Genomic DNA, 12340 nt, shown 5'->3' on the forward strand with positions numbered 1-12340 from the left:
GGGTCAAGCTGTGACGCCGTCGGCTTCGGCCGCCTTCGCGACCGCGGCCGCGACCTCCGGGGCCACCCGCGGGTCGAGCGGGGACGGGACGATCCGGTCCGGGCCCAGGTCGTCCATCGCCACCGAGACGATCGCCTCGGCCGCCGCCAGCTTCATGTTCTCCGTGATCGCCCGCGCGCCCGAGTCGAGCGCGCCGCGGAAGACGCCCGGGAACGCCAGCACGTTGTTGATCTGGTTCGGGAAGTCGCTCCGGCCGGTGGCCACGATCGACGCGTACCGCGCCGCCGCCTCCGGGTGCACCTCCGGGTCCGGGTTGGACAGTGCGAACACGATGCCGCCGCCCGCCATCCGGCCCAGCAGCGACTCGTCGATCGTCGCGCCCGACAGGCCGAGGAACACGTCCGCGCCTTCCAGCGCCTCCGCCAGGCCGCCCTGGAGACCCGCCTTGTTCGTCGACGCGGCCAGGCGCTCCTTGACCGGGTTCAGGCCGTCGCGGCCGGCGTGGATGATGCCGCGGGAGTCGAGCACCGTGACGTCCCCGATGCCCGCTTCCTGCAGAATCTTCGCGCAGGCCACGCCCGCCGCGCCGGCGCCGGAAACGACCACGCGCTGGTCGGCGATCGCCCGGTCGAGCACCAGGTTCGCCCCGCGCAACGCGGCCAGCGTCACGATCGCCGTGCCGTGCTGGTCGTCGTGCATGACCGGGCAGTCCAGCGCCGCCTTGAGCTTGTCCTCCAGCTCGAAGCACCGCGGGGCGGAGACGTCCTCGAGGTTGACGGCCCCGAACGACGGCCGCAGCCGGACCAGCGTCTCGACGATCTCGTCCACGTCGGTCGTGTCCAGCACCAGCGGGATCGAGTCCAGCCCGCCGAAGGTCTTGAAGAGCACCGACTTGCCCTCCATCACCGGCAGCGACGCGCTCGCGCCGATGTCGCCGAGGCCGAGCACCGCCGTCCCGTCGCTGACCACGACGACCAGCCGGTCCGCCCACGTGTAGCGCTTGGCCTTCGCCGCGTCCTCGGCGATCGCGCGGCTCACTTTCGCCACCCCGGGGGTGTACGCGATCGAAAGGTCACGCGGGCTGGAAATGGGGCGGGTGGCCGCCACCGAGAGCTTGCCACCCTCGTGCCCGGTGAAGATCTCTTCGTCGGTGACCGGCGCGACAGTGCCGGTGGGGTCGGTCATGGGGTTTCCTGTCGTCGTTTCCGTCATTCGTCCAGTGGGAATGACGGAACTCGCGGTTCGGACGTGGGTCACTGGAATTCTCCTGGGCATGCGAGCTGGGACCACGGTCCGCAGGGGGGAAACCGTGGGGGATTCCCGGCACGGCAGCCCAGCGCGGTAGCGCCGGCCTGTCGGCGAGGCGTCACGTCGGCCATCGGTGCCGTGGGTCTGGCGATGGCCGCGGACGCGGCGGTCCCGTCATTGTGACAGGTCCCGTGCCGCGGGTGACCCCTCGGTGCGGTTCATGTCACACCGGCGCGCTTTTCCCGGCAATTCCCAAGACGTCCGTCCGGTTTTGTAGCGCGCCCGATAAGGTGACGCCATGCAATTCCGCCGGCTGCGCGTCCCGGACGCCTACGAGTTCTCCCCCCGGGCGTTCCCCGACGACCGGGGCCTGTTCGTCGCCCCGTTCCAAGACGACGTCTTCCGCGCGGCGGCCGGCCACCCGCTGCGGCTCGGCCAGGCGAACCACAGCGTGTCCCGGCGCGGCACGATCCGCGGCATCCACTTCGCCGACACCCCGCCCGGCCAGGCCAAGTACATCTACTGCCCGCGCGGTTCGCTGCTCGACGTCGTCGTCGACCTCCGCGTCGGGTCGCCGACCTTCGGCGAATGGGACACCGTCGTCCTCGACGCCCGCGAATTCCGCGCGATGTACCTCGCGGAGGGGCTCGGGCACGGATTCGTCGCCCTCGAAGACGACACCGTGATGTCGTACTTCTGCTCGGAGCCGTACAACCCGGCCGGCGAGCACGGCATCACGCCGCTCGACCCGACCCTGGACCTGCCGTGGCCCACGGACATCGAGCCGGTCCTGTCCGACAAGGACCGCAACGCGCCGACCCTGGCCGAGGCCGTCGACCGCGGCCTCCTCCCGGTGTACGCGGACTGCGTCGCCTACTACGACAAGCTGCGCTCGGCCCACTGAGCACCGCCCGGCCGGAAGGCCGCTTGCGCGTTTAGTAAGCGTGCATATAGTCTGCTCGCATGGCACTTTACGAGTACGAGCACAGCGAGACCTCCGCCGCCCCCGCCGCCGCGATCTGGCCGCTCTGGGCCGACACCACCCGCTGGCCGGAGTGGGACGCGGGTGTCCGGTCGGTCGTCATCGACGGCCCCTTCGCCGTCGGGACCGGCGGCACGATGACCATGGACGGCATGCCGCCGATCCCGTTCACCCTCACCGAGGTCACCGAGGGCCGGAGCTTCACCGACGAGACCGTGCTGCCGGACGCGCACCTGCGGTTCGAGCACGTCCTGACCGACATCGACGGCGGCACGCGGATCACCTACCGCGTCACCATCGACGGTCCGGAAGGCTTCGGCCCGCAGGTGACCGAAGACACCCCGGACGCCATGCGCGCGCTGGCGAAGCTCGCTGAGGCGGTGACATCCGGGGCTTCGCCCCGGGCCGGGGGCTCCGCGACCCGGAACCCCCGAAGGGCAGGAGCCCGGGTATGACCGCCCCGGAGTCCCGCCTGCCCGGCCCCGAGCGCAGCCCCGGCTTCCTGCTGTGGCGCGTGACCCTGGCCTGGCAACGGGCGATGCGGGCCGCACTGGCCCCGCACGACCTCACGCACGTCCAGTTCGTGCTGCTGACGACGACGTGGTGGCTCACCCGCGCGGGCGAGCCACCCACCCAGCGGCAGCTCGCCGACCAGGCCGGCACCGACACGATGATGACCAGCCAGGTCGTCCGCAAGCTCGCCGATCGCGGCCTGCTCGCGCGCACCGACGACCCGGCCGACGCCCGCGCGAAGCGTCTGGAAGTCACCCCGGCCGGCCTGGAACTGGTCGCGAAGGCGCTGAAAGACGTCGAAGCGGCGGACGCGGAATTCTTCGCGTCCGCCGGCGACGGTTTCGTCGACGCATTGGCCCGGCTCGGCCCGTGAGGAAATCCCGGGCCTCCCCTGGGGGCGATCCCGGATGTCCGGAATGCGCGAGCCGAGCAGGCTCACCGCCATGAAACTTCTCGCACTGGGGGCGGCCGCGGCCGCCATGGCCGCGCTGGCGTTGACGCCCGGAACCGCGTCCGCCGACGAAGTCCCGGCCTTCGACTTCACCGATTGCCCGGCACCGCCGTCGAACGCCGATCCGGGCACCTGGCGCTGTGAAGCCTTTGTCTCGCAGGGGAAGCTGTCGATCGACGGCCAGGAGATCGCCCTGGGCGAGATGCGGCTCACGTTCAGCGAAGGCCGGGTGAACGGCCAGTACGCGCAGGTGTTCGGCGCGCTGCGGCACGCCCCGGTGACCGTCCCTGGCCTGGCGGGGACGACGCTGCAGCTGCACTACGGCGGCTACTCGGACTTCCAGAGCAACGACGCGCGACGCGGCGAACTGGACGTCTACGCGACACTGCGGCACCCGTTGCTGCGCAAGGGCTGCACCCTCGGCGTGCTGCACACGGTCGTCCACGACGACCCGGCGGTGCCGCCGACGGTCATCTCGAAAACCCCGCCGACCATGCACTTCGGTGTCGTGGACCCGGATCTCGCGCTGCCCGCCACGCACGGCTGCGGCGTGCTCGGCCCGCTCGTCGACCGGCGGCTCGGCCTGCCGTCACCGTCCGGGGCGAACACGTTCCACCAGACGACGTACGTGCAGTACAAGCAGCTCTAACGCTTCTTCGGCGTCACCCAGATGGTGATCGTCCCGGTGACCACCGGCCGGCCGTTCGCGTCCGAAATGGTCACCGGGACTTCGAGGTCGAAGCCGTCGGCGCCGAACTCCGGCAGCTCGGGCAGCGCCGCGACCGCGCGCAGGCCCGTCTCCGCCTTGGCGACGTATCGGACGTTCATGCCCTTCGGCAGCCAGCGGTGCGTCGTGGGCACGGTGGCCTCCGCGAGCATGCCCATCGCGATCTCGGCGAGGTTGCAGGCGGCGATCGCGTGGAACGTGCGGATGTGGTTGTAAACACCCCACCACTTCGGCGCGGTCACCTCGCAGTGACCCGGACGCAACTCGCGCACCGACGGCAGCACCGTGCGGAAGTACGGCACCCGGAGGCACATCGCGGCGCTGAACAGCTGTTTCCCGCCCGGTTTCCCGGCCAGCCGGTGCCACATCGCGAACGTCGGCGTCTGGGACATGGGATCTCCTCGAACTAAGCTACCGTTCAGTAGCTAAGCAGACGGCCAGCCGACGCGCAAACCGCCGGATATATTCGGGCCCGTGACGAACCGTCTCTTCCTCCTCCGGCACGGGCAGACCGAATGGTCGCTGAACGGGCGGCACACCGGCCGCACGGACATCCCGCTGACGCCGGCGGGCGAAGGCCAGGCGCGCGCCGCCGGCGGCACCCTCCGCAGCCTGGTGGGCGGCCCGTCGCTGGTGCTCTCGAGCCCGCGCGCCCGGGCGCTGCGCACGGCCGCGCTGGCCGGGCTGCGCGTCGACGACGTCACCGAAGACCTCGCCGAGTGGGACTACGGCAACTACGAAGGCGTCACCACGCCGAAGATCCGCGAAACCGTGCCGGGCTGGACGGTGTGGACCCACCCGAGCCCCGGCGGCGAAAGCGCGGCGGACGTCTCCGCCCGCGCGGATCGCGTGCTGGACCGGGCCCGTGGCGACATCGAGGCCGGCGACGTGATCCTGGTGGGCCACGGGCACTTCAGCCGGGTCCTGGTCGCGCGCTGGCTCGGCCTGCCCGCCACCGCCGGCGTCCACTTCGGACTGGACGCGGCCGGCATCGCGGTGCTCGGCGACGAGCGTGGCGAACCCCAGATCGAACACCTCAACCTGCTGCCCGCGGAGGACTGACGTGCCCGACGACCGCATCCGCCGCATCCGGCCCGACGACGTCGAGGCCGCTGTCCGCCTGGTGTACGACCTGGCGGAGTACGAGCGCGCGCCGGACGAGTGCCACCTGACGGTTCCCCAGCTCCACGAGGCCCTGTTCGGCGAAGCGCCGAAGCTGTTCGGGCACGTGGCCGATGTGGACGGCGAGATCGCCGGCTTCGCGGTCTGGTTCCTGAATTTTTCCACCTGGCGCGGCGTGCACGGGATCTACCTGGAGGACCTGTACGTCTCCTCGGCCCACCGCGGTTCCGGGCTGGGCAAGGCGCTGCTGGCGGCGCTGGCCGCCGAGTGCGTCGCGAACGGCTACGCGCGGCTCGAGTGGTCGGTGCTGGACTGGAACCCGGCCACGGAGTTCTACAAGGCCCTCGGCGCGGTCCCGATGGACGAGTGGACCGTCAACCGCCTCACCGACGCACCCCTGCAGGCCCTGGCCGCCCAGGCGTAACTCACGTGATCCGAACCGGAACTCGCGTGATCGAGCCCGGATCTCGCGTGATCGAGCCCGGAACTCGCGTGATTGAGCCCGGATCTCGCCAGTTACGGGCCTGATCACGCGAGTTACGGGCCTGATCACGCGAGTTACGGGCCTGATCACGCCAGTTACGGGCCTGATCACGCGAGTTGCGGGGTTGGGCAGGGCGGGAACCCGGGTTCAGTCCTCTTCGGGGCCTTCGCGCTCGGCGCGGCGGCCGGCGAGGCCGCCGCGTTCGGCGGCCTCCGTCTCGGTCTCGCCTTCGCGCAGGCCCAGCGCCCAGGCCCGGGACGGGCGCCGGAACAGCAGGGCCAGCGCCGCGATGCCGAACAGCGCGACCGGCACGCCCCACAGCGGCTCGCCGGACGGGCCCAGCAGGTACCAGCCGAGCCCGATCACGATCAGCGCGATCACCACGCCGGGCGAGCGCGCCCACGTCTGACCCAGGACCAGCCCGGCCGACGCGGCCAGGAAAGCCAGCGCGACCACGATGAACGTGCCCGACTCGACGAACACGTTGTTGCCCGGCTGGGCCGGCGTCCCCAGGCCGTTCACCAGCACGATCACCCCGAACACGAGCAGGGCGAGCGACGGCACCGCGGTGACGGCGCCGGCCAGCCGGACCTCGCGGGGAGCGGGCGAGAGCTTCACTGCGGCGGCCTTCCGGAGCGGCTTCGGGGAGTGCTTTGCGCGAGCACAGTGGACTCCACCAGGGCGAGTCACCGTGCGTGAGCTCTTTCGATCGTATGCCACCCGGTCGGCCGTTTTCCCGGGGCCGCCCGGGCGTCGAAAATCCAGGGGTCGTCGATGAGCGGGCGGTCGGCCCGGGTGCACTTGTCACGACGAGCGGACACTCGTGTGCGTGAAGGAGGACCGCCCGGCACAGGGTCTCGAAGGTGCGGATCCCCGGGGTTGCGCCCGTCACCATGGGGCGCCGGAAGGTTCTCGGGCCGCCGGAAGTCACTTACCCTGCGGTGGTGCGCGCAATCCTCGTGGTTAACCCCCAGGCCACCTCGACCACCGCCGGTGGCCGGGACGTGCTGGCGCACGCGCTGGCCAGCCAGGTGAAGCTCGACGTGGTCGAGACGGACTACCGCGGCCACGCGATGGCCGTCGCCCGCTCGGCCGCCCGGGACGGCATCGACCTGGTCGTGGCCCATGGCGGCGACGGCACGGTCAACGAGGTCGTCAACGGCCTTCTAGCCGACGCAGTGACATCCGGGGCGCCGCCCCGGGCCGGGAGCTCCGCCACCCGGACCCCCGAAGGACGTAGGAGTGGCGACCCCGCCGAAATAGGGCACGTCCCCGCCCTGGGCGTGGTGCCCGGCGGCTCGGCCAACGTGTTCGCGCGGGCCCTCGGCATCTCCGCGGACTCGTTCGAGGCCACCCACCAGCTGCTCAACGCCCTGGAGCACGACCGCTCGCGCCGGGTCGGGCTGGGCCTGGCCGACGGGCACTGGTTCACCTTCAACGCCGGCCTCGGCTGGGACGCCGACGTCGTCGGCCGGGTCGCCAAGCGCCGCGGCAAGCAGACCACCGCCGGCCTGTACCTGCGGGCCGCCGTCCGCTCCTACTTCCGGCCGCCGCTGGGCCGGCCGCCCCTGACGATCCGCGTGCCGGGCGAAGAACCCGCCGAAGCGTTGACCGCTTTCGTGTCGAACACAGATCCGTGGAGCTATTTGGGGCAGCGCGCGGTGCACCTCAATCCGGGTTGCTCGTTCGAGACGGGATTGGGTTTGTTCGCGTTGAACGGTCTGGGGTTGCCCACGGTGTTCAAGCATGTACGCCAAGCTTTGGCTACGAAGAGCAACCAGCGCGGCCGGCGTCTCGTGCGTCACGACGACGTGCCGATGGTCCGCATCGACGCAGCTGAACCGGTAAACTTCCAGGTGGACGGCGACCTCGTCGGCCAGCGGACCAGAGTGGAATTCTTCAGCGTCCCGGATGCACTGTCGGTAATCGTGTGACGACGGGACCGCTGATCGCCTGCGGCAAAGTAACAGGTGCCGTTCGTCGACGGAGAAGCTCCACTCAGCGCATCAGCCTTCCCTTCGGCGGGCTGTTTCGGAGAGAAACCGCAGGTCAGAGGGGTCGCTCGGCCGGGTGACCTGACTCACCGATCTCCACGAAACCCTTGTCGAAAGCGGTGCTTCGTGAAAGCATTCACAAGCACCCAAAAACGACCGCCATGACGACTGTGGCGCGGCCCTCCCGCGCCATATGAAGGAGCTCACGAACATGGACTGGCGCCACGACGCGGCCTGCCGAGACGAGGACCCCGAGCTGTTCTTCCCGGTGGGAACCAGCGGTCCTGCTCTGTCGCAGGTTGCTCAGGCGAAGGCCGTGTGCCACCGCTGCCCCTCCGCTTCCGACTGCTTGGCCTGGGCTTTGGCCAGCGGCCAGGACGCGGGCGTGTGGGGCGGTATGAGCGAGGACGAGCGACGCGCGCTCAAGCGCCGCCGTACGCACATCGGCACGCGTACCAACGCCTGATTTTTGCTGCTTGCACCACCGAGCCGTGCAGGAATTTTCACCCGGCGGGCACAGCTGTGCCCTCGCTGTCTGGGGTGATACCTACCCGGTTCAAGCCTAACAAGTGAGGCGAAACCACCTGGCAACGGGTGCGCTGAAACCTCACCGGGACTTCAGGTCCCTCCGCAAACGTCGAACGGCCCGGCACCACGCACCTGGTGCCGGGCCTTCAACGTCTCACCCCACAACATCCCGAGCCGACCCTCCAGGTACGCGAGCCGTCCGTCTGAGTACGCGAGCCGACCGTCCGGGTACGGCCCGCGGTCAGAGCCGGCGCGACAGCGGGATGCGCAGCGCGGCTTCCGTCCCCGACGCCCGGGGCGACGACGCCTCCGCCCGCACCTTCCGCAGCGAAAGCGAGCCCCGCAGCTCCGACTCCACCAGCGTCCGCACGATCTGCAGCCCCAGGCCGTCCGACCGCTCCAGCGAGAACCCCGCCGGCAGGCCGCGCCCGTTGTCGCGGATCACGACGTCCAGCCAGCGGGCGGAACGCTCCACGATCAGCTCGACCTTGCCCGAGCGGCCCGCCGGGAACGCGTGCTCGATCGCGTTCTGCACCAGCTCGGCCAGCACCATCACCAGGGGCGTCGCGATCTCCGCGACCACCACCCCGAACGAGCCCTTGCGCGACAGCCCGACCTGCGACTCCGCCGTCGCCACCTCGCCGACCATCGGCAGCACGTTGTCGAGCAGCTTGTCGAGGTCGACGCGCTCGTCCACGGAAATCGACAGCGCCTCGTGCACCAGCGCGATCGACGTCACCCGGCGCACCGACTCCGCCAGCGCCAGCCGCGCCTCCTCCGACGTCGTCCGCCGGGACTGCAGCCGCAGCAGCGCCGCCACCGTCTGCAGGTTGTTCTTCACCCGGTGGTGGATCTCCCGGATCGTCGCGTCCTTCGACAGCAACGCGCGGTCACGCCGTTTCACCTCGGTGACGTCGCGCACCAGCACCAGCGCGCCCGCCGCCTGGCCCGCCGGCCGCAGCGGCAGCGCGCGGAAGAGCACCACGGCGCCGCGCCGCGAATCGGCCTCCGTGCGGCTCGACGGCTTCCCGTCGAGCGCCTCGATGATCCGGTGGGACACCTCCGTCGCGTCGAACGGGTCGCGGATCAGCGACCGCGTCAACGGCGCCAGGCGCGTCCCGACCAGGTCGGATTCGTGGCCCATCCGGTGGTACGCGGACAACCCGTTCGGGCTGGCGAACACGACCGTGCCGCTCGAGTCGAGCCGGATCAGCCCGTCGCCGACCCGCGGCGACGTGTGCGTGTCGGTCGCGTTGGTGCCGTTCGGCGGGAACGTCCCGTCGACGATCATCTGGCACAGGTCGCCGGCGCTGCCCAGGTACGCGATTTCCAGCGGCGAAGGCACCCGCGGCGCGGCCAGGTTCGTCTCGCGGCTCATCACGGCGATCACCTGGTCGTGGAACCGGACCGGGATGGCCTCGCGCCGCATCGGCAGGTCGCGGTACCAGTGTGGGTCCTCTTCGCGGCAGATCCGCACTTCGCGCATGGCCTTCGCCAGCTGCGGGTGCTCGTCGACGGTGAACCGCGTGCCGACGACGTCCTCGGGGTGCGCGGTGGGCGCCGTCGTCGGGCGCGCGTGGGCGACGCAGACGAAGTCGCCGCCGTCGGGCTGCAGTTCTTCGGTCACCGGGACCCAGAGCAGGAAGTCCGCGAAGGACAGGTCGGCCAGCAGCTGCCACTCGGCGACGACGGTCTGCAGGTGGTCCGCGGCCTCACCGGGGAGGCCGGTGTTGTCGGCGAGCAGTTCGGCGAGCGTGGACACGTCCCCCATCCAACCAGAACGGGACGTCATGACACACTTGAGAGGTTGACCAGCTTTGACGACGAGGAGTGAACATGTCGAAGCGCGCCCGCAAGCGTCGCAGCCGGAAGAAGAACGCCGCGAACCACGGCGGTAAGCCCAACTCCTGAGCCGGCGCCGGCACGCAAAAGGCCCCCACACGATCGTGCGGGGGCCTTTGTCGTGCTCGGGCGCGTTATTCGGAGCGCTGCTCGAGGGTGATCTCGGTGCGTTCCACGGTGACGCCGCCGCGCGTGGCCACGGTCTGGCGGATCGACGCGCGCAGCCGGCTCTTCAGCTCGGCCGGGGCGTGGTCGCCGCCGCACTTGCGGGCCAGCAGCTGCTTGATGTGCTCGTCGATGCCGTACTCCTCGAGGCACGGCGGGCAGTCGTCGATGTGGGCGCGCAGGGCGGCGTCCCGCTCGGGGCTGCACTCGCGGTCGAGCAGCAGGTAGATGTCGGCGAGCGCCTCTTCGCAGCGGACCTTGTCGGACGCGCCTTCGCACATGTCGCTCATCGCCCCGCCACCTCTTCCTGGGCACCCCGGACGAAGCCGCGCTCACGCGCGACGTCGGCGAGCAGGTCGCGCAGCTGGGCGCGGCCGCGGTGCAGGCGGGACATCACGGTGCCGATGGGCGTGTCCATGATCTCGGCGATCTCCTTGTACGCGAAGCCCTCGACGTCGGCCAGGTAGACGGCCAGCCGGAACTCCTCGGGCAGCTTCTGCAGGGCGGCCTTGACGTCGGTGTCGGGGAGGTTGTCCATCGCCTCGACCTCGGCCGACCGCAGCCCGCTGGAGGTGTGGTTCTCCGCCTTGGCGATCTGCCAGTCGGTGATCTCCTCGGTGGGCGCCTGCACGGGCTGCCGCTGCCGCTTGCGGTAGCCGTTGATGTAGGTGTTGGTCAGGATGCGGTACATCCACGCCTTGAGGTTCGTGCCGGCCTTGAAGGACGCGAAGGCGGCGTACGCCTTCAGGTAGGTCTCCTGGACCAGGTCCTCGGCATCGGCGGGATTGCGGGTCATCCGCATCGCGGCCGAGTACAGCTGGTCGAGCAGCGGCATCGCGTCCCGCTCGAAGCGCTCGGCGCGCTCGGCCTCGGTCGCTTCTTCCGGCGCTGAGTTCTGCGTGCTCGGCAAACCGTTCCCTTCCCGCTCGGCGTCGATGCGCGTGCGCGCATACGGCGGACCCGAGTTTACGCGGGGACCGGGCACGCCGCGGTTCGCCGGTGCCTCGGGACGGCGGCGGCTGCTGCGTGAGCGTGTGGTGGCGAGCGTTGTGGTCACGTCCCGTACAACCGATCGGGCGGATGGGGCATTCCCTAGACTTCCGCCATGGCTGGCAAGGGCACCCCGGCAACGGCGCTGCTGGTGAAGCGGAAAGTGGCACACGACCTGCACGCGTACGACCACGACCCGCGCGCGGAATCGTACGGCCTGGAGGCGGTGGAGGCCCTGGGCCTGGACCGGGCGCGGGTGTTCAAGACGCTGGTGGCGGAGGTGGACGGCCGCCTGGTGGTGGGCGTGGTCCCGGTCACGGGCCAGCTGGACCTGAAGGCGCTGGCGGCCGCGGCGGGCGGGAAGAAGGCGAAGATGGCGGATCCGGCGGCGGCCCAGCGGGCGACGGGGTACGTGCTGGGCGGGATTTCACCGTTGGGACACCGGAGCCGCCTGCCGGTGGTGATCGACGCCTCGGCGGAGGGGTTCGAGACGGTGTTCTGCTCGGCGGGCAGACGGGGGCTGGAGGTGGAGCTGGCCCCGGGCGACCTGATCCGGCTGACCGGGGCGGTGGTGGCGTCGATCGCGGCTTGAGCTGCTTCGAATCTCACCGGAGCGGGCCGAACACACTGGCCGGCGGCCTCACCCAGACCTCCCCCGCCACCCCGATCCGTAGCCACAATCGGGCTTCGGGGTGGTGGGCCCATTGGCCGATCACGGCCTGACCGGCGGATCTCCGTCACCGGAGCAGTAGGCCGAGCGCCCCGAGCAGCATCGCACCAGCCAGGAGCTGGATCGCCGCGGTCACGAAGCGATACTTGCGCACGGCGGCTCGCGAGAAGGCCCAGATGTGCCGGCTGAGGTTTTCGGCCAACCGATCAGTGTCGGCGAGAATCGTCGCGGCGGCGTTCCGGTAGTCGGCGGCCGACCTGAAGGCGGCAATGGTCCCGTAGTGGGAAATCGATTCGGTCTTCAGCCACCGTGCCCGCGGCACGACGGTCCAGATAGCCAGGAGGACGCTCGCGGAACCCAGCGCAATCGCCGCGGTCAGTGCGATGACGGCGAGCACGCCGGGGCCCGGCGAGTCCCGAAACCGGGAGGTCACGACGGCCAGGATCGCGCCGTCGATGGCCAAGGTCGCCCCGGCCTTCGTGTCGGCGGTCCGGATCCACTCGCTCACGATCTGCAGGGTCCGCCAGAGGTCGTCGTGCGCGGTTCGATCCGCATCGCTGCCCATGGCCGGAACATCGGTCGGCAGGCCGCGACGATTGCGCCCCCGGTGGCGGCGGCACCTGG

The 12340-nt window shown here is 70.7% G+C and carries 17 protein-coding genes; 10 read left to right on the forward strand and 7 right to left on the reverse strand.

All coding sequences use genetic code 11. The annotated features are described in order from the left end of the window. Positions 1-3: 3 nt before the first annotated feature. Positions 4-1185, reverse strand: a complete 1182-nt coding sequence (locus tag C2L59_RS06010) for an NADP-dependent malic enzyme (protein WP_103348512.1) — start codon at positions 1183-1185, stop codon at positions 4-6. A gap of 361 nt (positions 1186-1546) precedes the next feature. On the opposite strand from C2L59_RS06010, the gene C2L59_RS06015 reads away from it, so the two are divergent. From C2L59_RS06015 to C2L59_RS06030, 4 genes are all read left to right on the forward strand, one after another. Next, a complete protein-coding gene (locus tag C2L59_RS06015; RefSeq protein ID WP_103348513.1) occupies positions 1547-2152 on the forward strand; it encodes a dTDP-4-dehydrorhamnose 3,5-epimerase family protein in 606 nt (201 codons plus the stop codon). Between the two features lie 59 nt (positions 2153-2211). Next, positions 2212-2685 (forward strand): SRPBCC family protein, encoded by a 474-nt coding sequence (locus tag C2L59_RS06020; protein WP_233223293.1) that lies wholly within the window; start codon positions 2212-2214, stop codon positions 2683-2685. Beyond that, positions 2682-3116, forward strand: coding sequence for a MarR family winged helix-turn-helix transcriptional regulator (locus tag C2L59_RS06025; protein ID WP_103348595.1), 435 nt, complete (start codon positions 2682-2684; stop codon positions 3114-3116). The genes C2L59_RS06020 and C2L59_RS06025 overlap by 4 nt, the downstream gene beginning before the upstream one ends. A gap of 70 nt (positions 3117-3186) precedes the next feature. Continuing rightward, positions 3187-3843 carry a hypothetical protein gene (locus tag C2L59_RS06030; RefSeq protein WP_103348596.1) on the forward strand — a complete coding sequence of 219 codons (657 nt, stop codon included), beginning with the start codon at positions 3187-3189 and terminating at the stop codon, positions 3841-3843. Here C2L59_RS06030 and C2L59_RS06035 read toward each other — a convergent pair. Beyond that, on the reverse strand, positions 3840-4313 hold the full coding sequence (locus C2L59_RS06035; protein WP_103348514.1) for a hotdog fold domain-containing protein: 474 nt from the start codon (positions 4311-4313) through the stop codon (positions 3840-3842). The genes C2L59_RS06030 and C2L59_RS06035 overlap by 4 nt on opposite strands. Before the next feature lie 82 nt (positions 4314-4395). On the opposite strand from C2L59_RS06035, the gene C2L59_RS06040 reads away from it, so the two are divergent. Together C2L59_RS06040 and C2L59_RS06045 are read left to right on the forward strand one after the other, a co-directional pair. After that, positions 4396-4983 carry an acid phosphatase gene (locus C2L59_RS06040; RefSeq protein WP_103348515.1) on the forward strand — a complete coding sequence of 196 codons (588 nt, stop codon included), beginning with the start codon at positions 4396-4398 and terminating at the stop codon, positions 4981-4983. A gap of 1 nt (position 4984) precedes the next feature. Then, on the forward strand, positions 4985-5467 hold the full coding sequence (locus tag C2L59_RS06045) for a GNAT family N-acetyltransferase (protein ID WP_103348516.1): 483 nt from the start codon (positions 4985-4987) through the stop codon (positions 5465-5467). 207 nt (positions 5468-5674) lie between these two features. On the opposite strand, the gene C2L59_RS06050 is transcribed toward C2L59_RS06045, so the two are convergent. Then, positions 5675-6145, reverse strand: a complete 471-nt coding sequence (locus tag C2L59_RS06050; protein ID WP_103348517.1) for a hypothetical protein — start codon at positions 6143-6145, stop codon at positions 5675-5677. Positions 6146-6471: 326 nt separating this feature from the next. Between C2L59_RS06050 and C2L59_RS06055 the strand changes: the two genes are divergently transcribed. Both C2L59_RS06055 and C2L59_RS06060 read left to right on the forward strand, forming a co-directional pair. Then, the gene (locus tag C2L59_RS06055; RefSeq protein ID WP_103348597.1) at positions 6472-7461 is read left to right on the forward strand and encodes a diacylglycerol kinase family protein; all 990 of its coding nucleotides are present in this window, start codon (positions 6472-6474) and stop codon (positions 7459-7461) included. A gap of 271 nt (positions 7462-7732) precedes the next feature. Beyond that, positions 7733-7987: a WhiB family transcriptional regulator gene (locus tag C2L59_RS06060; protein ID WP_043777259.1), complete on the forward strand. Its 255-nt coding sequence runs from the start codon at positions 7733-7735 to the stop codon at positions 7985-7987. 303 nt (positions 7988-8290) lie between these two features. Here C2L59_RS06060 and C2L59_RS06065 read toward each other — a convergent pair whose 3' ends face one another. Then, the gene (locus C2L59_RS06065; RefSeq protein ID WP_103348598.1) at positions 8291-9811 is read right to left on the reverse strand and encodes a sensor histidine kinase; all 1521 of its coding nucleotides are present in this window, start codon (positions 9809-9811) and stop codon (positions 8291-8293) included. A 74-nt stretch (positions 9812-9885) separates the two neighbouring features. On the opposite strand from C2L59_RS06065, the gene C2L59_RS50225 reads away from it, so the two are divergent. Further along, positions 9886-9960, forward strand: coding sequence for a 50S ribosomal protein bL37 (locus C2L59_RS50225; RefSeq protein ID WP_370444718.1), 75 nt, complete (start codon positions 9886-9888; stop codon positions 9958-9960). A 65-nt stretch (positions 9961-10025) separates the two neighbouring features. Here the strand turns inward: C2L59_RS50225 and rsrA are convergent, their stop codons facing one another. Both rsrA and C2L59_RS06075 read right to left on the reverse strand, forming a co-directional pair. After that, complete coding sequence (gene rsrA, locus C2L59_RS06070) at positions 10026-10346, reverse strand: mycothiol system anti-sigma-R factor (RefSeq protein WP_103348518.1); 321 nt, start codon at positions 10344-10346, stop codon at positions 10026-10028. Next, positions 10343-10966, reverse strand: coding sequence for a sigma-70 family RNA polymerase sigma factor (locus tag C2L59_RS06075; protein ID WP_103348519.1), 624 nt, complete (start codon positions 10964-10966; stop codon positions 10343-10345). Before C2L59_RS06075 ends, rsrA begins: the two co-directional genes overlap by 4 nt. 195 nt (positions 10967-11161) lie before the next feature. Between C2L59_RS06075 and ybaK the strand changes: the two genes are divergently transcribed. Continuing rightward, a complete protein-coding gene (ybaK, locus tag C2L59_RS06080; protein ID WP_103348520.1) occupies positions 11162-11638 on the forward strand; it encodes a Cys-tRNA(Pro) deacylase in 477 nt (158 codons plus the stop codon). Positions 11639-11783: 145 nt separating this feature from the next. Here ybaK and C2L59_RS06085 read toward each other — a convergent pair whose 3' ends face one another. Next, a complete protein-coding gene (locus C2L59_RS06085) occupies positions 11784-12281 on the reverse strand; it encodes a Pycsar system effector family protein (RefSeq protein ID WP_103348521.1) in 498 nt (165 codons plus the stop codon). Positions 12282-12340: the final 59 nt, after the last annotated feature.

The organism is Amycolatopsis sp. CA-128772 (genome assembly GCF_002904295.1).
Classification (GTDB): domain Bacteria; phylum Actinomycetota; class Actinomycetes; order Mycobacteriales; family Pseudonocardiaceae; genus Amycolatopsis.

Coding starts and splice junctions, on each gene's coding strand:
- C2L59_RS06015 (WP_103348513.1), top strand. CDS start 1,547: ATGCAATTCCGCCGGCTGCGCGTCCCGGACGCCTACGAGTTCTCCCCC.
- C2L59_RS06010 (WP_103348512.1), bottom strand. CDS start 1,185: ATGACCGACCCCACCGGCACTGTCGCGCCGGTCACCGACGAAGAGATC.
- C2L59_RS06060 (WP_043777259.1), top strand. CDS start 7,733: ATGGACTGGCGCCACGACGCGGCCTGCCGAGACGAGGACCCCGAGCTG.
- rsrA (WP_103348518.1), bottom strand. CDS start 10,346: ATGAGCGACATGTGCGAAGGCGCGTCCGACAAGGTCCGCTGCGAAGAG.
- ybaK (WP_103348520.1), top strand. CDS start 11,162: ATGGCTGGCAAGGGCACCCCGGCAACGGCGCTGCTGGTGAAGCGGAAA.
- C2L59_RS06035 (WP_103348514.1), bottom strand. CDS start 4,313: ATGTCCCAGACGCCGACGTTCGCGATGTGGCACCGGCTGGCCGGGAAA.
- C2L59_RS06020 (WP_233223293.1), top strand. CDS start 2,212: ATGGCACTTTACGAGTACGAGCACAGCGAGACCTCCGCCGCCCCCGCC.
- C2L59_RS06085 (WP_103348521.1), bottom strand. CDS start 12,281: ATGGGCAGCGATGCGGATCGAACCGCGCACGACGACCTCTGGCGGACC.
- C2L59_RS06025 (WP_103348595.1), top strand. CDS start 2,682: ATGACCGCCCCGGAGTCCCGCCTGCCCGGCCCCGAGCGCAGCCCCGGC.
- C2L59_RS06030 (WP_103348596.1), top strand. CDS start 3,187: ATGAAACTTCTCGCACTGGGGGCGGCCGCGGCCGCCATGGCCGCGCTG.